The following is a 19,949-nucleotide window of genomic DNA, read 5'->3' on the forward strand; positions in this document are numbered from 1 at the left end:
CGGATCCTTGTGTGCGGTGCTTGCCAGGTCCCAAAGTGGCGGCTACAGCCAATGCGGCGGGAGACACCTGTTATCGGTCGTCATATAACTTACGACGCAGTATAATGAGGCCATTGCGATCCGGTCAAGTCCCAGCCCATCACCATGTCAAACCCGATGTTTGCCTCCACTCCCCCGCTGCGGCGCCGCGGCCGTACGCTTGCCGAAGAGGCGGTGAGCAACCTGAGCGAGCGCATCCAGCAAGGCCAGCTCAAGCCGGGCGACAAGCTGCCGACCGAGTCCGAGATCATGGCCGCGCTCGGCGTCAGCCGCACCGTGGTGCGCGAAGCGCTGTCGCGGCTGCAGGCCAGCGGGCTGGTGGAAACCCGCCATGGGATCGGCACCTTCGTGCTGGCGCGCAGCGCCGAGAACGGCTCGCCCTTTCGCATCGATCCCGCCACCATGGGCACTGCCATGGACGTGCTGGCCATGCTGGAATTCCGCGTCAGCCTGGAAGCCGAGGCGGCCAGCCTGGCAGCATCGCGGCGCAGTGAGGAGCAACTGACGGCAATGCGTGGCGCGCTCGACGAGCTCAAGCGCACGGCGGCGGGCGGCGAGGATTCCGTCAGTGCCGATTTCGAGTTCCACCTGCTGATCGCGCGGGCCACCGGCAACCGCTACTTCACGGACATCATGGGCCACCTCGGCACCATGGTGATCCCGCGCAGCCGGCTGCATGTCAGCGCGCAGGAGCGGGAGCAGTACCTTGAGCGCGTCAATATCGAGCACGAGAACATCTTTGACGCCATCGAGCGGCGCGACCCCGAAGGCGCCAAGGCCGCCATGCGCATGCACCTGACCAACAGCCGCGAACGCCTGCGCAAGGCGTCGGCGGCGGTGGAAGCCGGCTAGGGCCGCTGCCGGCGCATCCCGGCGGGATCCGGGATTTCCTGCTTGCCCGACGAGCGCCTCATGTTGTAGGATGTCTTACAATAAAGCGCGGCGAGGCCATATCCCCATTTATGCGTCCCGCGTGTCAGCCCGGGACCACATACGCGCCGCCTCAAGCGCAAGCTATGGCGCACTCCCACTTGATTGCAGTTGAAAAGCAGGAAACGCTAATGACCATTACCGGCGAAATGCTGATCGGCGCCAGCGCAGTGCGCGGCACCACCAAGATCCTCCTTGCCACCAATCCGGCCACGGGTGAAGTCCTGGCACCGGAATTCCATGGCGGCGGCGGCGCCGAGGCCGAGCGTGCCTGTGCACTGGCCGAAGCCGCGTTCGACACCTACCGCAACACCTCGCCGGAGACCCGCGCCAGGTTCCTGGAATCGATCGCCAGCGGCCTGGAAGCCCTGGGCGATACGCTGATCGAGCGCGCCCACGCCGAGAGCGCGTTGCCGATTGCGCGTCTGCAGGGCGAGCGTGCCCGCACCGCCGGCCAGCTACGCCTGTTCGCCAGCGTGCTGCGCGATGGCCGCTGGCAATCTGCCACACTCGACTCCGCCCTGCCGGAACGCACGCCGCCACGCCCCGACCTGCGCTTGCAGAAGATCGCGGTCGGCCCGGTGGCGGTGTTCGGCGCCAGCAATTTCCCGCTCGCGTTTTCGGTAGCCGGCGGCGATACCGCATCCGCGCTGGCGGCCGGCTGCCCGGTCGTCGTCAAGGCGCACTCCGCTCACCTCGGCACCTCCGAGCTGGTCGGGCGCGTGATCCAGAAGGCCGTGGCCGATGCCGGTCTGCCCGAAGGCGTGTTCTCGCTGCTGGTGGGCGCGGGCGTTGCCGTGGGCACGGCCCTGGTCGCGCATCCGTCGATCCAGGCAGTGGGCTTCACCGGCTCGCGCAGCGGCGGCCTGGCGCTGGTGCAGACGGCCAACAGCCGTCCCCAGCCGATCCCCGTCTATGCGGAAATGAGCAGCATCAACCCCGTGTTCCTGCTGCCGGCAGCCCTGGCCGCGCGCGGCGCGGAGATCGCGCGCAATCTGGTGGATTCGCTGGTGATGGGCGTAGGCCAGTTCTGCACCAACCCCGGCCTGCTGCTGGCAGTGGAAAGCCCGGCGCTGGACGTGTTCCGCCAGGGCGCGGTTGCGGCGCTGGCGGAAAAGGCGGCGGCGACCATGCTGACGCCCGGAATCAGCCAGGCTTACGACAACGGCGTGGCCCAGCTCAGCGATATCGAAGGGCTGCGCCGCATCGGCAGTGGCCAGGCCGCCAGCGGCCCCAACCAGGCCCGCCCCGCGCTGTTCGAAACCACGGCCGCGCGCTTCCTTGCGGACCGCCGCATGGAAGCCGAAGTGTTTGGCCCATCCTCGGTGCTGGTCGTATGCCGCGACCATGAGGAGATGCTGACGGTGGCGCGCCGCCTGGAAGGCCAGCTGACCGCCACCGTGCAAGCGGATGCGGGAGATCGTGCCGAGGCCGCCAGCCTGCTGACCGTGCTCGAGCGCAAGGCAGGGCGCGTGCTGTTCAACGGCTATCCGACAGGCGTGGAAGTGTCGTACGCCATGGTGCACGGCGGCCCGTTCCCGGCTACGTCCGACACGCGCGCCACCTCGGTCGGCGCCTCCGCCATCGAGCGCTTCCTGCGCCCGGTGTGCTACCAGAACGTGCCGGCGGAACTGCTGCCGCCCGCGCTGCAGGATGGCAACCCGTTGAACGTGTGGCGCCTCACCGACGGGCAACTGGCCCGCGATTAATCCCGCGCGCGCAACCATGGAAAAAGGGCCGGAAATTCCGGCCCTTTTTCTCTCGCGCTAGCTGAGCATTACGCAGCAATGCGCTCGATGGCAGCCGGCGCCTGCGGCGGCTGGATCACCGGCGCATTCCCGCGCGAGCGGCCCGAGCTGAGATAGTCGGCGATCGACTCCTGCGTGACTTCGCCCAGGTAGACGCCATCGGCATCGACCACCGGCAGCCAGCTGGTGTTGTGCTGGTACATGCGCGAGAGCACGATGCGCAGGTGCTCGTCGAACGCGGCGGTCGCCATGAATGGCCGCATCGCATCCGCGCACATGCCCTGCCCCGCGCGCGCATCGCGCCGCGTGACATAGCCCAGCGCGCGCTGCGCATCATCCACCACCGGCAGGTGCCGCACGTCGGCCTCGTCCATGATGGCGAACGCCTGCGCCAGCGGCATGCCGGGGCTGCAGGTTTGCGCCATGGTGGCGGCATCGCCGGCGCGCACCAGCAGCAGGCGCTTGAGCGTGTTGTCGTGACCGATGAACGCTTGCACGAAATCGTCGGCCGGACGCGCCAGCAGTGCGTCGGGATGGTCGAACTGCACCAGCTTGCCGCCGCGGAACACGGCCACGCGGTCGCCCAGCTTGATGGCCTCGTCGATGTCGTGCGAGACCATGATCACGGTCTTGCCGAGCTGGCGCTGCATCAGGAAGAACTCGTTCTGGATGCTCTCGCGGTTGATCGGGTCCACCGCGCCGAACGGCTCGTCCATCAGCAGCACGGGCGCATCCGCCGCCAGCGCGCGGATCACGCCGATGCGCTGCTGCTGCCCGCCCGAGAGTTCGCGCGGATATCGTGTGAGCATCTTGCCGGGGTCGAGCTGCACCATCGACATCAGCTCGCGCGCGCGCTCGCGGCTGCGCTTCTTGTCCCAGCCCAGCAGCCGCGGCACCACCATGATGTTCTCCTCGATGGTCATGTTGGGGAACAGGCCGATCTGCTGGATCACGTAGCCGATCTTGCGGCGCAGCGTGACTTCGTCCACGCGGGAGGTGTCCTCACCGTCGATCAGCACGCGGCCGGAGCTGGGCTGGATCAGGCGGTTGATCATCTTGAGCGTGGTGGTCTTGCCGCAGCCCGAGGGGCCGAGAAAGACACAGATCTCGCCCTTGGGCACAGTGAGCGAAACGGCATCGACGGCGCGCACTTCGGCGCCGTCTTTTTGCCTGAAGGTCTTGGTGAGTTGGTCGAGTTCAATCATGTTCAGCGAATTCCTTTCGGTGTCAGCGCCCGCTGCAACCACTGCAGGCAGGCATCGGCCACGATGGCGAGCACGCTGACCAGCACCGCGCCGATCGCCAGCTTGCTCATGTTGCTCTGGCTGATCGCTTGCAGGATCAGCACCCCGAGGCCACCCGCGCCGATGATGGCGGCAATGGTGGCCACGCCGATGTTCATCACCACGGCGGTACGCACGCCGCCGAGGATGACGGGCACGGCCAGCGGCAGGTCCACCAGCCGCATGCGCTGCCAGGTGGTCATGCCGATGCCGCGCCCGGCTTCCTGGATGCCGTCGTCGACATTGGTGAGCGCCACGCAGGTATTGCGCATGATCGGCAGCAGCGAATACAGGAACACCGCGGTCACCGCCGGCACGTAGCCCAGCGCGTGGCCAAAGCGTGCGAAGATCGGGATCATCAGCCCGAACAGCGCGATCGACGGCAAGGTCAGCACGATGGTGGCCAGCGTCAGCAGCGGCGTGGCGAGAAAGCGAAAGCGCGCGCACAGGATGCCCAGCGGCACGCCGACGACGATCGCCAGGCCCACCGCGGACCCCACCAGCGCCAGGTGCTGGCCAGTGAGCTTGAGCAGCGTCGGCCAGCTGTGTTGGAGGTAAGTCAGCAAGTCCATGCCGCCCTCTTCAGATCAGGCCGTGGCCACGCAGGAATTCCTGCGCCACCTTGTCGACCGGCTGCTGGTCGATATCGACCTTGTAGTTCATCTCGGTCATGGCCGCGTTGTCGAGCCGGGCCGCCAGCGCGTTGAGCAGGCCCGCGAGCTCGGGATGCGCATCCAGCGTTGCCTTGCGCACCACGGGCACCGCGTTATAGGCGGGGAAGAAGTGCTGGTCGTCTTCCAGCAGCACCAGGTCGAAGCCCTTGACGCGGCCATCGGTGGTGTAGACGAGACCCAGTTCGACCTGGTCGTTCTTCAGCGCGGTGTAGACCAGCCCGGGATCAAGCTGGATCACGTCGCGGCGCGAGAACGGCAGCTTGTAGAGCCCCTTGAGCGGTTCCAGCCCGTCGGGACGCGCGGCAAACTCCATGTCGACCGCGAACGGATGGGCGGTGCCCTCGCCGGCGGCGCGCATCTTCTCGGCAAAGGCCGACAACGTGGTCACGCCAGCGGCTTCGGCACGCTTTCTCGGCATCGCCAGCGCATAGGTGTTGTTGATGCCGGAGGCGTCGAGCCATATCAGGCCGCGCGCGGCGTCGAGCGTCTTGACGCGTTCGTAGCTCTCGCCAGCGCCGAGCTTTTCCTCGACCTTGTTGAACACGATCAGCGCCGTGCCGGTGTAGTCCCACACCACGTCGAGCTGGCCGCTTTCCATGGCCTGGCGCATCAGCGTGCTGCCCAGGCCGGCGGTGAGCTCGGTGGTGAAGCCCTTGGCCTGCAGGTACTGCGTGGTCATCGACGACAGGATCAGCTGCTCGGTGAAGTTCTTGCCGCCTACGCGAACGGTGTCGGCGTGCGCCGGCAGCGCCATGGCTGCCACTGCGGCAAGCACGGCGACACTCGCCAGCATGCGTGCCTGGCCACGGGCCGCGCGGCCCGCGCGGGCCAGGGCGCTTGTAATGAAATGCATCGGTTTCTCCTTCATGTTCGGTGCGCCCCTGCGCGCCTTAGCGCGCCAGCCCGCGGCGGCGCAGGTAGCAATAGCCGGCGGCGGCAAACAGGCCATCGAGGGCGAGTGCCAGCAGCGCGGTCGCCGCGGCGCCCAGCAACAGCAGGGGCTGGTTGTTCAGGTAGATGCCGGGGAAAATCAATTCGCCCAGGCTGTTGGCGCCGATCAGGAAGGACAGGGGCACCGTGCCGACATTGATCACCAGGCTGATGCGCACGCCCGCCAGGATCACCGGCAGCGCGTTGGGCAGCTCGACCCGGAACAGGCGCTGCATGGCGGTCATGCCAAGGCCGCGCGCGGCCTCGGTCAGTGCCGGGGAAACGCCGAGCAAGCCCTCACAGGTATTGCGCACGATCGGCAGCAGCGAAGCCAGCCACAGCGCCAGGATGGCGGGCCGCTCGCCAATGCCGAGCACGGCCAGGGCCAGGGCCAGCACCGCTAGCGATGGCACGGTGTTGCCGATATTGAAGACCTGCATCAGGCGGTCGGCCCAGCGGCGCATGCATGGACGGCTCAGGCCGATGCCAGCCGGGATGCCGGTGACCAGCGCCAGCGCCATCGACCACGCCACCAGACGCAAGTGGTCGGCAACGTCGTACCACAGACGGTCCTGATATTGCAGGATGACATCCACGCCGATCCAGGTGACCAGAGCGGCCAGCGCAGCGAGCGTGAGACATCCCCAGGCCAGCGCCTGTACGGATTGCTTGGACATATTCCCCTCTGTCCGCATGCCAGATGTGGGCACGAGAAACCACATCCGGATTGACGGACGAACAAAGTGGGCTCAGGCGGGTGCAAATGGGGGCCCGCCGGCCCTGACTAGATTGCCTTGCCCGCCATGACCGGCAGATGAGCCGGTGGACGGGCGCCGGGTTTCACGCTGGAGAGCGGGAAACCCAATTGAAAGGACACCGTGCCGGTAAGGGCGGGAGTCCCGGGAGCGGCGCAACCCGCTGCAAGGTGCAGGAACGGGAGGCCAGTGGCAGCGCAAATTTGGTGGTTCCGACGCGCCGCCGGATCAATCGGCCGGTGCCACGCTTGGGCAGGCAAGGAGTTGGGGCGGCACTCAAAAACGCCTGCCCGGACCCTGTCAGCCCGACTTGATTACGCAGCATCGGATGACAACGAGAGCGCTATTATACCCAACTACAGCGATCTTGTCATCATTACGCCATCCCCGCGCTTTCGCACCACTTTCTGGCCGTATTTATCAGGCTTCGCCTGGCATCCCGGCACCACTCGCGTTGTTCCAGAATTGAAGTCCCACGAGGGATCATCCGTACCATGGGCAGAACAATCTTTTGCCTGGATGGCCTCTACCGGTTCTGGCCCAAACCCTTAAATTACGAGGGTAGCCTTTGGGGCCGCGCGCCATTGCCGCCATCCCCAGCCAACAGGAGATCGATCATGGAACAACGCACTGCCATCCCTACCGCCCCCACCGTCCCGGCCACCGCCACGGAAACCGTGCAACGCTCGCGCGCGGTCGACCGCGTGGTGCGCGGCATCGCCACCTCGGACGGCGCCGGCGTCAAGCTCACCCGCGTGCTCACGCAGAACCTGCAGCGCCGCCTGGACCCGTTCCTGATGCTGGACGCGTTTGGCACCGATAGCCGCGATGACTATATCGGCGGTTTCCCCGACCACCCGCACCGCGGCTTCGAGACCATCACCTATATGCTGGCCGGCCGCATGCGCCATCGCGACAGCGCCGGCAACGAGGGCCTGCTGGAGAACGGCGGCGCGCAGTGGATGGTGGCTGGCGCCGGCGTGGTGCACTCGGAGATGCCCGAGCAGGAAGACGGCCGCATGGAAGGCTTCCAGCTGTGGCTGAACCTGCCCGCCGCGGACAAGATGACGGCGCCCTGGTACCGCGACCTGCCGGCCGCCGCCGTGCCCACGGTAGCGCTGCCGGGCGGCGCCACGGTGCGCGTGCTGGCGGGCGCCTCGCACGGGGTGGCTGGCGCGGTCACGCGCCCGGTCACGGAGCCGCTCTACCTGGACGTCTCGCTGCCGGCGGGGCAGACCTTCTCGCAAGCGCTGCCGCAAGGGCATAACGCCTTCCTGTACACCTATCGCGGCGAGATTGCGGTCGGCGCGGGCAGCAACGCCGCGGTGCTGGAAGCGCAGCGCATGGGCGTGCTGGACAACGCCGCCGGCGCTGACGGGGTCAATGTCACGGCCACGGCCGATGCACGCTTCCTGCTGATCGCGGGCAAGCCGCTGGGCGAGCCGATCGCGCAATATGGGCCGTTCGTGATGAACACCCAGGAGGAGATCTACCAGACCCTGGCCGATTTCCGCGAAGGCCGCTTCAACCAGATTGCGGTCAGCAACGGCGCCTGACACGCTGTGAGCCATCGGGGGCGGCATCGCGCCGCCCCTCGTTCCGGCATTGGCAGGGGCGCCCGGCCCCGGCCCCCGCCCTCTCCCTTCGCTCCCCCCACTTTTCGCAAACTGCACGCCAGTTTCGCGTCAATCGGCCATGCTAGCCGCCCTCGGCAGCCCGGCCTCCCGCGCACCCGCCCAACATGCCCGGCATGCGACTTGCAACCTGCTTGTATCCGTTGCGGGGCCGAGAAAACTGGCCTGACCAGGTCGTCCGAACCCCACACACTTATATAATCCACGGTTAATAAACGGCATCACCGCCCAGTGATGGTTGCTGCAATGCGTAACGGCGATCCTGCCCCACGCACTGCCGCAGGTGCTGCCCGATACATAACGAACATTGATCCACGTTGCTGCCATAACAACTCGAGCCGCCTCAGTGACCTTAAGCACAACCCCAAGGCTGGCGCTTGCCCATATCAGCAAGCGCTACCCCGGCGTGACCGCCAACGACGACGTGTCCCTCGTCGTCGCCCCCGGCGAAATCCACGCCGTGCTCGGCGAGAACGGCGCCGGCAAGTCCACCCTGATGAAAATCATCTTTGGCGCGGTCAAGCCGGACGCCGGCGACATGCACTTCAACGGTGCGCGCGTCGCGATCCACAATCCGCACGATGCACGAAACCTGGGCATCGCGATGGTGTTCCAGCACTTTTCGCTGTTCGATACGCTGACAGTGACCGAAAACATCGCCCTTGGCCTGCCCCGGAGCAGCAAGACGGCCGCCGGCAGCCCGCATGCGGGCACCAATATGAAGCAGCTGGCCGACCAGATCCGCGAGACCGCCCAGCGCTATGGCCTGCCGCTGGAGCCGAACCGCCATGTGCACACCTTGTCGGTCGGCGAGCGCCAGCGCGTGGAAATCGTGCGGGCGCTGCTGGCCAAGCCGCAACTGCTGATTCTTGACGAGCCAACTTCCGTGCTGACGCCGCAAGCGGTGCAGACCCTCTTCATCACGCTGCGCCAGCTCGCGGCGGAAGGCACCAGCATCCTCTATATCAGCCACAAGCTCGACGAGATCCGCGAGCTTTGCCATAGCGCCACCGTGATGCGCATGGGTCGTGTCACCGGCGTGTGCGATCCGCGCCAGGAAAGCGCGGCCTCGCTGTCGCGCCTGATGATCGGCGGCGAGCCGCCGCGCGAGGCGCGCGTGCAGACCGAGCCCGGCGCCTGCCGGCTGGCGGTGCGCGGACTCTCGCTGCCGCGCTCGCATGCGTTCGCGACGGAACTTGCCGGCATCTCGCTGGACCTGCGCGCCGGCGAGATCGTTGGCATCGCCGGCGTGTCCGGCAATGGCCAGCAGGAATTGCTGGCGGCGCTGTCGGGCGAGGATGTGCGCGCCGCACGCGATGCCATCACGCTGGACAACAAACCGGTGGGCAAGCTGGACGCGCGCCAGCGGCGCCGTGCCGGGCTGGCCTTCGTGCCCGAGGAACGCCTCGGCCGTGGCGCCGTGCCGGGCATGAGCCTGGCCGCGAATATCCTGCTTTCGCACCAGTCCGCGCCCTATGTGCAGCGCGGCATGATTTCGCCCAAGGCCGCCGCCGGCCTCGCGCAGGCCGTGATCGGGCGCTTCCGCGTGAAGGCCAGCGGGCCGGACGCGCTGGCCAAGAGCCTGTCGGGCGGCAATCTGCAGAAATTCATCGTCGGCCGCGAGATCGAAAGCGGCCCGAAGGTACTGATCGTGGCCCAGCCGACCTGGGGCGTGGATGTGGGCGCCGCGGCGCAGATCCACAACGAGCTGCTGGCGCTCAAGGCCACCGGCTGCGCCTTGCTGGTGGTGTCGGAAGAACTGGACGAACTGTTCGCCATCTGCGATCGCCTGCACGTGATCGCCAAGGGCCGGTTGTCGCCGTCGATTCCGACCCAGGACGCCACGCGAGAGCAGGTGGGCCTGTGGATGAGCGGTCTTTGGGAAGGTGGGCCAGGCGGCCGGCGCGAACAAGAGGAGGCCGTGCACCATGGCTGATTTCCCCCTTCGCTCACCGCTGTCGCTGGCACCGCGCGGGCTGCCCTCGCGCCGCATGGCCTATGCCTCGCCCTTCATCGCGCTGGCGTTGACGCTGGCCTTCGGGGCGCTGCTGTTCCTGCTGCTCGGCAAGGATCCGGTGGCCGCGCTCAAGGTATTCCTGATCGACCCGCTCAAGGACCGCCGCGCCATCGGCGAGGTGCTGCTCAAGACCGTGCCGCTGGTACTGTGCGCGCTCGGGCTTTCAGTGTGCTATCGCGCCAATATCTGGAACATCGGCGCGGATGGCCAACTCATCGTCGGCGGCATCTTCGCCGGCGCCACCGTGTTGTACTTCGATGTGCCGGGCAATGGCGTGAATGGCACCGTGGTACTGGTGCTGGCCTCGCTGGCCGGCGTGGTCGGCGGCATGTTCTGGGCGTCGCTCACCGCCGCGCTCAAGGACAAGTTCAACGCCAATGAGATCCTGGTGTCGCTGATGCTGACCTATATCGCGCAGCAGTTGATGCTGTACGTGGTCAACGGGCCGCTGAAGGATCCCAACGGCATGAACTTCCCGCAGTCCAAGGTGTTCTCCTCCGAGTTCCTGCTGCCTAACCTGATGTCGGGCTCGCGCCTGCACGCGGGCTTTGTGGTGATGCTGGTGCTGGTGGTGCTGATGACCGTCTTCATCTTCCGCAGCTTCGCGGGCTACCGCCTGCAGGTGGGCGGCACCGCCCCGGCGGCGGCGCGCTATGCCGGCTTCTCGGCGCGCCGTTCGCTGTGGAGCGCACTGATGATCTCCGGCGGCACCGCCGGCCTGGCAGGCGCGTTCGAAGTCACGGGCCCGATCGGCCAGTTGCTGCCCTCGATCTCGCCCGGCTACGGCTTCACCGCGATCATCGTGGCCTTCGTCGGCCGCTTGCATCCGGTGGGCACCGTGTTCGGCGGCATCGTCATGTCGCTGTTCTATATCGGCGGTGAAATGGCTCAGTCGCGCCTGGGCCTGCCTTCTGCGCTGGGCTCGGTGTTCCAGGGCATGCTGCTGTTCTTCCTGCTGGCCAGCGATACGCTGATCGACAACCGCCTGCGCTGGCGCGCCAAGGCCGCCTGAGCGGAACCCCCAAGACATGGAACAACTCGCCCCTCTTATCGCCACCGCGATCAACGCCGGCACGCCGTTGCTGCTGGCGGCGCTTGGCTTGCTCATCAACGAACGCGCCGGCGTGCTCAACCTGGGCGCCGAAGGCATGATGCTGGTCGCCGCCGCGTTCGGCTTCATGGTCGGCTACCAGACCCAGTCGCCGCTGATCGGCTTTGCCGCCGGCGCGCTGGCCGGCATGCTGATGGCCACGCTGTTCTCATGGCTGGCGCTGGTGCTGGCCACCAACCAGGTCGCCACCGGCCTGGCGCTGTCGATCTTCGGCACCGGGCTGTCGGCATTCATGGGCCAGCGCTTTGTGGGCTTTGCCATGCCGTCGCAGGCCAAGTCGATCCCCTGGCTGGCCGATATTCCGTTCTTCGGGCCGGCCTTCTTCCAGCAGCACTGGATGGTGTATTTCAGCCTGTTCCTGTGCTGCGCCATCATGTGGTTCCTGTTTCGCACGCGCGCCGGGCTGACGCTGCGCGCGATCGGCGAATCGCCGGAATCCGCGCATGCGCTCGGCTATCCGGTGCGCCTGATCCGCTTTGGCGCGCTGCTGTTCGGCGGCGCCTGCTGCGGGCTGGCCGGCGCCTACCTGTCGCTGGTGTACACGCCGATGTGGGTGGAAAACCTGGTGGCCGGCCGTGGCTGGATCGCGCTGGCGCTGACCACCTTCGCCACCTGGCGCCCGGGCCGCGTCTGGGCCGGAGCCTGGCTGTTCGGCGGCGTCACCATCCTGCAGTTCTACCTGCAGGGCATTGGTGTATCGGTGCCATCGCAGATCCTGTCGATGCTGCCCTATGCCGCGACCATCGTCGTGCTGGCGCTGATCTCGCGCAACCCGGCGTGGATCCGCCTGAACATGCCGGCCTCGCTGGGCAAGCCGTTCCGCCCCGGTGCCGCCTGACCGATCCTGTTGCCGTGCCTGCCCGGCGCCGCGCCGGGCAGCGCCGTGTTTTCTGTTTTTGTTTTGCTTTTATAAAGTCCGTCAGAGACTTCAGGCTTCATTCCCTCGTTGTTCAGAGCCACAGTTGCAACCTTAATCAAAACATCGGTACTCAGTACCCCGGTCATTACAAGGAGAAATCATGATCGTCACGCGCAGGAAAACCCTTGCCGCACTGGCTGCCACCGCCGTGCTGGCTCTCGCGGGCTGCGGCAAGAAAGAAGCCGAAAAGCCGGCGGAAAGCGCGGCTCCGGCCTCCGCTCCCGCCGCCGAGCAAAAGGCCGAGCCGCTCAAGGTCGCCTTCGTCTACATCGGCCCGGTCGGCGATGCAGGCTGGACCTACGCCCATGATGCCGGGCGCAAGGCCGTGGAAGAGAAATACGGCGACAAGGTGAAGACGTCCTTCGTCGAGAACGTGCCCGAATCCGCCGCCGATGCCGAACGCGTGTTCCGCGATCTCGCTGCGCAAGGCAACAAGGTCATCTTCGGCACCAGCTTCGGTTACATGGAATCGATGCTCAAGGTCGCCAAGGAATTCCCGGACGTGAAGTTCGAGCACGCCACCGGCTTCAAGACCGCCGACAACCTGGCCCAGTACGACGTGCGCACCTATGAAGGCGCTTACCTGGCTGGTGTGGTCGCCGGCAAGATGAGCAAGACCGGCAAGATGGGCGTGGTGGCATCGGTGCCCATCCCCGAGGTGATCCGCAACATCGACTCGTTCACCATCGGCGCGCGCAGCGTCAACCCCAAGGCCACCGTCAAGGTGGTGTGGGTGAACAAGTGGTTCGATCCGGGCAAGGAGCGCGAAGCCGCAACCACGCTGATCGGCCAGGGCGTTGACATGCTGATGCAGAACACCGACTCCGCCGCCGTGGTGCAGACCGCGCAGGAAAAGGGCGTGTACGCATTCGGCTGGGACAGCGACATGAGCAAGTTCGGCGAGAAGGCCCACCTGGCCGCCTCGGTGATCTCGTGGGGCGTGTACTACAACAAGGTGGTCGGCGACGTGCTGGCTAACCAGTGGAAGAACGGCACCACGTGGTGGGGCGTCAAGGAAGGCATGATCGACCTGAAGGGCTTCAACGCCGTGGTGCCGGATGACGTGAAGGCGCTGGTGGAAGAGCGCAAGAAGGGCATCGCCGACGGCTCGGCTCCGATCTGGAAGGGTCCGCTCAAGGACAACACCGGCAAGGAACAGCTGGCCAAGGACCAAGCGGCCGACGACGGCTTCCTGCACGGCGTCAAGTTCTACGTCGAAGGCGTGGAAGGCAAGATCCCGGGCTGATCGCCAGCGCCGGTTTAGCGGTTGCCGGCAGCCTGCGCTCGCAGCGCTGCCGGCACGGTGGCGTGGTGCTTCTCGCGCCCCGCCACCTGCCCTGCACGTCCTTCACTGGATGTCCTTCGGGTCACCCCTCCCCCACCTGAACGCCCCGCGGAACTTGAAGCGCCGAAGATTGGCCCAAGCTATCTGCGAGTGGCGCAATCGCCCACGCCGCTTGGCATTTGTGGAAAATGAAGGAGGCCTCTCATGTGGAAACGATTTTCGGCGCTGTGGACCCTGGTGCGGCGCGACGGCCGCCTGCTGTGGTACGCGCTGCGCCATCCCGACGCCCCGCGCTGGTTGAAGCCGGCCGCGCTAGGCCTGGTGCTGTACGCCATTTCGCCCATTGACCTGATTCCCGACTTCATCCCCGGCCTTGGCCTGATGGACGACGTGGTGCTGATCCCGCTGGCGGTGCACTTCATCCTCAGGCGCCTGCCCGCGCACGTGTTGCGGCAGGCCGAGGCGCGCGCCGGCGCCCAGACGGTGCGAGCCCGCTAGCAGGCCAGGCGGCTCGCACCAGGCTTGCGCTTCAGGGCAGCAGGACGGTCGTGCCAGTGGTCTTGCGGCCTTCCAGGTCGCGATGCGCCTGCGCCACATCCGCCAGCGCGTAGCGTTGGCGGACTTCAATCTTCACCCGGCCGCTGGTCACCATCTCGAATAGCTCGGCCGCCATCGGCTCCAGCAATTCGCGATGGACCACATAGGTCATCAGCGTTGGCCGCGTGATGCGCAGCGAGCCCTTGTTGCCCAGCACGGACAGATCGAACGGCGGCACCGGGCCGGATGCATTGCCGAACACCACCATGGTGCCGCGCGGCTTCAGGCAATCCAGCGAGCCGTTGAAGGTGTCCTTGCCGACCGAGTCGTAGACCGCGGCGACGCCCTTGCCGCCGGTGATTTCCTTGACCTTGTCGACGAAGGATTCACGCGTGTAGACGATGGTGTGGTCGCACCCATGGGCGCGCGCCAGCGCGGCTTTTTCATCGCTGCCGGCGGTGCCGATCACGTTGGCGCCCAGCGCCTTGAGCCACTGGCTGGCGATCAGGCCAACGCCACCCGCTGCGGCGTGCAGCAGCACGGTGTCTCCTGCCTGCACGCGGTAGCTGTCGCGCAGCAGGTACTGCGTGGTCAGGCCCTGCAGCATCATCGCCGCGCCCTGCTCGAACGAGATGGCGTCCGGCAGGCGTACCACGATATCGGCCGGCATGACCCGCACCTGCGCATAGGCGCCAGTGGGACGGCCTGCATAAGCAACACGGTCGCCCACGCTCAGGTGCCCCACGCCGGCGCCAACCGCCTCCACCACGCCGGCGCCTTCCATGCCGAGGCCACCCGGCAGCGGCTGCTTGTACAGCCCGGTGCGGAAATACACGTCGATGTAGTTGAGGCCGACCGCCTCGTGCCGCACGCGCACCTCACCGGGGCCGGGATCCCCCACCTCGACGTCAACCCACTGCATCACCTCGGGGCCGCCGGTCTCGAAAATGCGGATGGCCTTGCTCATGTCTCGCTCCTTTTCCAGTTGCTGCGTGTTGGCATGTGCTGGTACGTGTTGGTAAGCGTTGGTGCCGAAATACATCAGGCCGACGCGGCTGACTCCGGGTACATCCGCCGCAGCTCCGCGATCAGCAGATCCGCGGTGGCCACATTGGTGGCACAGGGCACGTTGTGCACGTCGCAGGCGCGCACCAGGGCATTGATATCGGGCTCGTGCGGCTGCGGCGTCATGGGGTCGCGCAGGAAAATCACCACGCCCACGCGGCCTTCGGCCAGTTGCGCGCCGATCTGCAGGTCGCCGCCCCAGGGGCCGGAGAGCATGCGCGTCACCGTCAGGCCGATTTCGTCGCTCAGGCGGCCACCCGTGGTACCGGTGGCGAGCAGTTCGCAACGTGACAGGAAATCGCGATGGCGGCCAGCAAAAGCCACGATGTCATCTTTCTTGTGGTCGTGCGCAATCAGCGCAATACGAGGGGGAGTCATCGGCATCATCCTGGCCAATCAGGGAGAAACCGGGCCGCATGGCCCGGCCGGAAAACGCCCGCGGCAGTCGCTTAGAACGTACCGGGGTAGGCACCGCCGTCGAGGAGCACATTCTGCCCGGTCATGTAAGCAGCGTGGCGGCTGCACAGGAAGGCGCAGGTGGCGCCAAACTCGGCCGGCTCGCCAAAGCGGCGGCTCGGGTTCTGCGCGGCGCGGCGCTTCGAGACTTCTTCGATCGACAGGCCGGCCTGCCTGGCGCCGCCTTCCATGGTCTTGTAGAGGCGATCCGTATTGAACGGGCCGGGCAGCAGGTTGTTCACCGTCACGCCATGCTGCGCCACTTCGCGCGCCAGGCCGGCGACAAAGCCGGTCAGGCCCGAGCGCGCGCCGTTGGACAGGCCGAGCACATCGATCGGCGCCTTCACGGCGCCGCTGGTGATGTTGACGATGCGGCCCCATTTGCGCGCGATCATGCCGTCCACCGTGGCCTTGATCAGCTCGATCGGGGTCAGCATGTTGGCGTCGATCGCTGCCAGCCAGGCATCGCGGTCCCAGTCGCGGAAATTGCCCGGAGGCGGGCCGCCGGCATTGTTGACCAGGATGTCCAGGTCGCCCAGCTTGGCGACGGCTTCCAGCGCCAGCTTTCGCCCAGCCGGGGTCGTGATGTCGGTGGCGACCGCCATCACGCGCCGGCCGTGGCGCGCGCGCAGGTCCGCCGCGGCTTTTTCCAGCGCCTCGGCGCCGCGCGCCACGATCACCACATCCACGCCTTCGGCAGCCAGCGCGTCGGCGCAGGCRAAACCGAGGCCCTTGCTGGCGCCRCACACCAGCGCATGCTTGCCGCGCAATCCTAGATCCATCTCATCGACTCCTTGTGTCATCGAGGCGGCCACCCGCCTGCTTGTTATCCAGCGTATCCATCGCCTTGCCGCCGCGACGAGCAGCCTGGGCCTTGCCCGCGGCCCCGCTCTTGCCCACCTTGCGCGCCGACAGCAAATATATCCCGCCCATCACCAGCGCGCTGCCGGCGAGCTGCACGCCGGTGATCGGCTCGCCCAGCAGCCAGAAGCCCAGGAACAGGGTGGATACCGGTCCGAGCATACCCGCCTGCGAAGCCATCGGCGCGCCGATGCGCGCCACCGCCACCATCGTCAGCGACACCGGCAGCACCGTGCAAAACACAGAATTGACTAGCGAAAGCCACATCACGGGGGCCGGCTGCAGCAGCTCCGCCAGCGGGCGGCGCAGCACCAGATATTGCACCACGCAGCACGCGGTGGAAACGCACATCGCATAGGCCACCAGCCGCAACGAACCGATGCGCTGCACCAATTCGCCTGACGCGATCAGGTAGATGCCGTAGGTCAGTGCGCTGCCGAGCACCAGCGCGGCGCCAAGCCACACCTGGCCGCCGCTCACGTCGAGATCATGCGCGAAAACCAGCACGATGCCTATATAGGCCAGCGCCAGGGACAGCCACTGCCGCAAGCTGATGCGCCGCTTGAACAGCACGGCGCTGGCCAGCAGCACGAAGGACGGCGTGAGGAACAGGATCAGCCGCTCGAGCCCGGCCGTGATGTATTGCAGGCCGAGAAAGTCGAGGAAGCTGGACAGGTAGTAGCCGATGATGCCGAGGAACACGATGCGGCCGCGATCGGCCCAGGACAGCGCCGGCAGGCGCCGGGACTGCCACCAGCCGATCGCCATGAATAGCGGCACGGCAAACAGCATGCGCAGGCTGATGACCATGACCGCATCGACCTGGTAGCGGTACATCAGCTTGGCGACGATCGCCTTGCCGGAAAAAAGGATGGCGCCGACGGCAGCCACGGCCAGGCCGGCGCGCTGCGCTGCCGGCTCGGCGGCAGGCACGGTGCGGGAAAGTTGGGATGCAGACAAGGGAGAAGCCGGATAGTGGGGCCGCGCGCCGCTGGACGCGGGCGGCCCGCCAGGGACGCGAGCCATTGTATTCGAAAAGAGGCAACTGCATCCGAGGCACATTGTGCTGCGCACAGGTGTTGGGCGGCGTGCCCCAACCCGCGTGCCCCAACCCATGCAGTGCCAATGGCGGCGGTGCCTGCTTCCCGTGCCTCGGCTTTCGCTATGTGGGACGGCGCACCTTCACGCCGTAACCGCCCGGCTAAGCTCTGCCAAGGAGAGTCCCGCGCTGCGTGCCGCCTTGTGCCAACCGCAGCCCTGGCGAGCCGGAACCGGGAGACTGGTCGTGGATGGCACGGACCGAAGCAAGCAATACGATGTACTGGACCTGATCCGGGCGCTGGCCGCGGGCCTGGTCTGCCTTGGCCATGTCCGGGCGCTGGTCATCGTCGACTATGCGGCGAGCGGGCCGCATGGCGGCGCGGCCGGCGTGGCGCTGCAGTTGTTCTATGCGCTGTGCAGCGTCGGCCACGAATGCGTGATCGTGTTCTTCCTGCTCTCGGGCTACCTGGTGGGCGGCACCGTGCGCCGCAAGATGACGCGTGGCGACTGGACCTGGCGCGGTTATCTGGCCGACCGCATGACGCGGCTATGGATCGTACTGCTGCCCGCACTGCTGCTCGGGCTGTTCTGGGACAGTGCCGGGATCCACCTGGCGTGGGGGCCGTTCTACCAGGGCACCGAGGGCAACGCGGCCCAGCAGATCGATATCTCGCATAACCTCGGCGTCGCGGGATTGGTTTGCAACGCGGCGTTCCTGCAAACCCTTGCCTGCGATACCTATGGCTCCAACGGGCCGTTGTGGAGCCTGGCCAACGAATTCTGGTACTACCTCTGGTTCCCTGCGCTATACGGCGCCTGGCACCTGCGCCGCACGCCGCAGGTGTTGCTGTGCGTATTGGCGGCGCTGGTCACGATGGGCCTGTTCCACGGCCTGGTCGAAGGCTTCTTGTTCTGGCTGCTGGGCGTGCTGGCGCAAGCCCTGGAAGCGCGGCTGGCGCAGATCGCGACGATCGCGCGGCGCAAGTGGCTGGTGCTGCCGGCGCTGCTGGTGTTCCTGGCCGCCATTGCACTGACCAAGCACAAGCCGTACGCCGATGCCGCTGTCGCGCTGGGCTTCTTCGTGCTGTTGCTGGCCGTGCTGTCGACCCGCATCCGCATCGGCCACGCCGGCTTGTCGCGCCTGGCTACGTTGGCGTCCGGGTTTTCGTACTCGCTCTACCTGACGCATTTCCCGCTGGCCCTGTTCATCGCCGCGGCCCTGGTCAAGGTCCGTCTGCCTGTCAGCGCCGGCAGCCTGGGCCTGGCCGCGCTGGTCCTGCTGGGCTGCTATGCCTATGCCTTTGCCGTCTACTGGGTGTTCGAGCGCAATACCCAGCGCGTGCGCGGCCTGCTCGGGCGCCCGGCGCTGCCGGCGGCGCAGCGCGGGCAGAATATCTAGCCGCCATGCCGTTGCCTGGCTAGCCTGCCTGGCTGGCAACCCTGGCCGCCAGCCTGAAACTGCCGTAAGCTCGCCGGTCGGCGCGTCAAACGCGCGCCGCATAAGAAAAACCAGGAGCATTCATGACGGCAGCACCCCTCGCTAATCTTTCCTCGCGCATTCCCGTTCCAGCCAAAAAGCAAACCGCCACCCGCCCGCTGCTGATCGCCGCCGCGGTTGCCATGCTCGCAAGCGGCTGGCTGCCCTCGGCCGCCAGCGCGGCCGATTACCCCGTCAAGCCAATCCGCTTCATCGTGCCTTACGCCGCTGGCGGCACCACCGACCTCGTGGCGCGCACGGTCGGCCAGAAGGTAGCGGAGAAACTCGGCCAGCCCGTGGTCGTGGAGAACCGCCCCGGCGCTGGCGGCAATATCGGCATGGAGGCGGTCGCCAAGGCCGCGCCGGACGGCTACACCATCGGCTTCGGCGCCATCTCGACCAATGCGTTGAACCCGCATATCTACAAGCACGTGCCGTTCGACCCACGCAAGGATTTCACCGCGGTCAGCCTGCTTGGCACTTCGACCATCGTGCTGGAAGTCAGCAACAGCCTGCCGGTGAAGAATGTGGCCGAGCTGGTCAGCTACGCCAAGGCCCATCCCGGCCTGACCTACGCCACCGCGGGCACCGGCACGTCCATGCACCTGGCGGGCGCGATGTTCTCGCAGATGACGCAAACGGGCCTGACCCATGTGCCATACAAGGGCAGCAGCCCGGCCATCAACGACATGCTGGGCGGCCACGTGCAGGTGATGTTCGACAACCTCCCCGCCTCGCTGCCGCACATCCAGGGCGGCAAGCTGCGCGCGCTGGCGGTGGCCGGCAAGAGCCGCTCGCCAGCGCTGCCGAACGTGCCGACGCTGGCCGAGGCCGGCCTGGCGGGCTACGCCGTCGAGCCGTGGTTCGGCGTGTACGGCCCGGCAGGGCTACCCGCGCCGGTGGTGCAGGCACTCAATGCCGCCTTCATCGCGGCGCTGGGCAATGCGGACGTGAAGGACAAACTCGGGCAGGCGGGCTTCAACCCCAAGGGCTCGAGCGCGGCTGACCTGCAGTCGCTGACGCTGTCCGAGTACGAGAAGTTCGGCAAGGTCGCCAAGAGCGCCAGCATCTCGGTGGATTGAGCGCAGGCGGGGCTGCGCGCTTGCGGCGGAAGGATCGCCGGGGGCGCGCGGCTCCGCATCCATTACAATCCGGCTGCAACGGGCCCTCGCGCCCACTCCTGCCGA

18 protein-coding genes are annotated in these 19,949 nt (G+C 66.9%); 10 read left to right on the forward strand and 8 right to left on the reverse strand.

Going from position 1 to position 19,949, the window contains the following annotated elements; genetic code table 11:
• Positions 1-144: 144 nt before the first annotated feature.
• The gene (locus tag AC1DQR_RS25660; protein ID WP_416047891.1) at positions 145-891 is read left to right on the forward strand and encodes a FadR/GntR family transcriptional regulator; all 747 of its coding nucleotides are present in this window, start codon (positions 145-147) and stop codon (positions 889-891) included.
• 209 nt (positions 892-1,100) lie between these two features.
• On the forward strand, positions 1,101-2,678 hold the full coding sequence (locus tag AC1DQR_RS25665) for an aldehyde dehydrogenase (NADP(+)) (RefSeq protein WP_477134024.1): 1,578 nt from the start codon (positions 1,101-1,103) through the stop codon (positions 2,676-2,678).
• A gap of 68 nt (positions 2,679-2,746) precedes the next feature.
• On the opposite strand, the gene AC1DQR_RS25670 is transcribed toward AC1DQR_RS25665, so the two are convergent.
• From AC1DQR_RS25670 to AC1DQR_RS25685, 4 genes are read right to left on the reverse strand one after another with little or no spacing between them, the layout of a single operon-like run.
• Entirely contained in the window at positions 2,747-3,922 is a 1,176-nt protein-coding gene (locus AC1DQR_RS25670; protein WP_183036069.1) for an osmoprotectant ABC transporter ATP-binding protein OsmV, read from the reverse strand.
• A 2-nt stretch (positions 3,923-3,924) separates the two neighbouring features.
• Positions 3,925-4,572 (reverse strand): ABC transporter permease, encoded by a 648-nt coding sequence (locus AC1DQR_RS25675; RefSeq protein WP_183036068.1) that lies wholly within the window; start codon positions 4,570-4,572, stop codon positions 3,925-3,927.
• 10 nt (positions 4,573-4,582) lie between these two features.
• Entirely contained in the window at positions 4,583-5,527 is a 945-nt protein-coding gene (locus tag AC1DQR_RS25680) for a glycine betaine ABC transporter substrate-binding protein (protein ID WP_416047889.1), read from the reverse strand.
• A gap of 37 nt (positions 5,528-5,564) precedes the next feature.
• Positions 5,565-6,281, reverse strand: a complete 717-nt coding sequence (locus AC1DQR_RS25685) for an ABC transporter permease (RefSeq protein ID WP_174423121.1) — start codon at positions 6,279-6,281, stop codon at positions 5,565-5,567.
• A gap of 695 nt (positions 6,282-6,976) precedes the next feature.
• Between AC1DQR_RS25685 and AC1DQR_RS25690 the strand changes: the two genes are divergently transcribed.
• The 6 genes from AC1DQR_RS25690 (at position 6,977) to AC1DQR_RS25715 (ending at position 13,823) form a co-directional block, all read left to right on the forward strand.
• Complete coding sequence (locus AC1DQR_RS25690; RefSeq protein ID WP_416047888.1) at positions 6,977-7,915, forward strand: pirin family protein; 939 nt, start codon at positions 6,977-6,979, stop codon at positions 7,913-7,915.
• 424 nt (positions 7,916-8,339) lie between these two features.
• On the forward strand, positions 8,340-9,929 hold the full coding sequence (locus tag AC1DQR_RS25695) for an ABC transporter ATP-binding protein (protein WP_477134025.1): 1,590 nt from the start codon (positions 8,340-8,342) through the stop codon (positions 9,927-9,929).
• The gene (locus AC1DQR_RS25700) at positions 9,922-11,022 is read left to right on the forward strand and encodes an ABC transporter permease (protein ID WP_416047886.1); all 1,101 of its coding nucleotides are present in this window, start codon (positions 9,922-9,924) and stop codon (positions 11,020-11,022) included. The genes AC1DQR_RS25695 and AC1DQR_RS25700 overlap by 8 nt, the downstream gene beginning before the upstream one ends.
• Before the next feature lie 16 nt (positions 11,023-11,038).
• Positions 11,039-11,959, forward strand: a complete 921-nt coding sequence (locus AC1DQR_RS25705) for an ABC transporter permease (protein WP_150986294.1) — start codon at positions 11,039-11,041, stop codon at positions 11,957-11,959.
• Between the two features lie 181 nt (positions 11,960-12,140).
• Positions 12,141-13,286 carry a BMP family ABC transporter substrate-binding protein gene (locus AC1DQR_RS25710; RefSeq protein WP_253930153.1) on the forward strand — a complete coding sequence of 382 codons (1,146 nt, stop codon included), beginning with the start codon at positions 12,141-12,143 and terminating at the stop codon, positions 13,284-13,286.
• 243 nt (positions 13,287-13,529) lie between these two features.
• Entirely contained in the window at positions 13,530-13,823 is a 294-nt protein-coding gene (locus AC1DQR_RS25715) for a YkvA family protein (protein ID WP_043344566.1), read from the forward strand.
• Between the two features lie 31 nt (positions 13,824-13,854).
• Here the strand turns inward: AC1DQR_RS25715 and AC1DQR_RS25720 are convergent, their stop codons facing one another.
• From AC1DQR_RS25720 to AC1DQR_RS25735, 4 genes are all read right to left on the reverse strand, one after another.
• Positions 13,855-14,829: a quinone oxidoreductase family protein gene (locus AC1DQR_RS25720; protein WP_477134026.1), complete on the reverse strand. Its 975-nt coding sequence runs from the start codon at positions 14,827-14,829 to the stop codon at positions 13,855-13,857.
• 74 nt (positions 14,830-14,903) lie between these two features.
• Positions 14,904-15,305, reverse strand: a complete 402-nt coding sequence (locus tag AC1DQR_RS25725) for a methylglyoxal synthase (protein ID WP_416047885.1) — start codon at positions 15,303-15,305, stop codon at positions 14,904-14,906.
• A gap of 71 nt (positions 15,306-15,376) precedes the next feature.
• Entirely contained in the window at positions 15,377-16,165 is a 789-nt protein-coding gene (locus AC1DQR_RS25730; protein ID WP_043344562.1) for an SDR family oxidoreductase, read from the reverse strand.
• A 1-nt stretch (position 16,166) separates the two neighbouring features.
• Positions 16,167-17,204, reverse strand: a complete 1,038-nt coding sequence (locus AC1DQR_RS25735) for a DMT family transporter (protein ID WP_477134027.1) — start codon at positions 17,202-17,204, stop codon at positions 16,167-16,169.
• Positions 17,205-17,529: 325 nt separating this feature from the next.
• On the opposite strand from AC1DQR_RS25735, the gene AC1DQR_RS25740 reads away from it, so the two are divergent.
• Together AC1DQR_RS25740 and AC1DQR_RS25745 are read left to right on the forward strand one after the other, a co-directional pair.
• The gene (locus AC1DQR_RS25740) at positions 17,530-18,684 is read left to right on the forward strand and encodes an acyltransferase family protein (protein WP_416047883.1); all 1,155 of its coding nucleotides are present in this window, start codon (positions 17,530-17,532) and stop codon (positions 18,682-18,684) included.
• Between the two features lie 221 nt (positions 18,685-18,905).
• Positions 18,906-19,844: a Bug family tripartite tricarboxylate transporter substrate binding protein gene (locus AC1DQR_RS25745; RefSeq protein WP_416050446.1), complete on the forward strand. Its 939-nt coding sequence runs from the start codon at positions 18,906-18,908 to the stop codon at positions 19,842-19,844.
• Positions 19,845-19,949 lie beyond the last annotated feature (105 nt).

The sequence above is a fragment of the Cupriavidus sp. 05L411 genome, assembly GCF_056398045.1.

Coding starts and splice junctions, on each gene's coding strand:
- AC1DQR_RS25660 (WP_416047891.1), top strand. CDS start 145: ATGTCAAACCCGATGTTTGCCTCCACTCCCCCGCTGCGGCGCCGCGGC.
- AC1DQR_RS25665 (WP_477134024.1), top strand. CDS start 1,101: ATGACCATTACCGGCGAAATGCTGATCGGCGCCAGCGCAGTGCGCGGC.
- AC1DQR_RS25670 (WP_183036069.1), bottom strand. CDS start 3,922: ATGATTGAACTCGACCAACTCACCAAGACCTTCAGGCAAAAAGACGGC.
- AC1DQR_RS25675 (WP_183036068.1), bottom strand. CDS start 4,572: ATGGACTTGCTGACTTACCTCCAACACAGCTGGCCGACGCTGCTCAAG.
- AC1DQR_RS25680 (WP_416047889.1), bottom strand. CDS start 5,527: ATGCATTTCATTACAAGCGCCCTGGCCCGCGCGGGCCGCGCGGCCCGT.
- AC1DQR_RS25685 (WP_174423121.1), bottom strand. CDS start 6,281: ATGTCCAAGCAATCCGTACAGGCGCTGGCCTGGGGATGTCTCACGCTC.
- AC1DQR_RS25690 (WP_416047888.1), top strand. CDS start 6,977: ATGGAACAACGCACTGCCATCCCTACCGCCCCCACCGTCCCGGCCACC.
- AC1DQR_RS25700 (WP_416047886.1), top strand. CDS start 9,922: ATGGCTGATTTCCCCCTTCGCTCACCGCTGTCGCTGGCACCGCGCGGG.
- AC1DQR_RS25705 (WP_150986294.1), top strand. CDS start 11,039: ATGGAACAACTCGCCCCTCTTATCGCCACCGCGATCAACGCCGGCACG.
- AC1DQR_RS25710 (WP_253930153.1), top strand. CDS start 12,141: ATGATCGTCACGCGCAGGAAAACCCTTGCCGCACTGGCTGCCACCGCC.
- AC1DQR_RS25715 (WP_043344566.1), top strand. CDS start 13,530: ATGTGGAAACGATTTTCGGCGCTGTGGACCCTGGTGCGGCGCGACGGC.
- AC1DQR_RS25720 (WP_477134026.1), bottom strand. CDS start 14,829: ATGAGCAAGGCCATCCGCATTTTCGAGACCGGCGGCCCCGAGGTGATG.
- AC1DQR_RS25725 (WP_416047885.1), bottom strand. CDS start 15,305: ATGACTCCCCCTCGTATTGCGCTGATTGCGCACGACCACAAGAAAGAT.
- AC1DQR_RS25745 (WP_416050446.1), top strand. CDS start 18,906: ATGCTCGCAAGCGGCTGGCTGCCCTCGGCCGCCAGCGCGGCCGATTAC.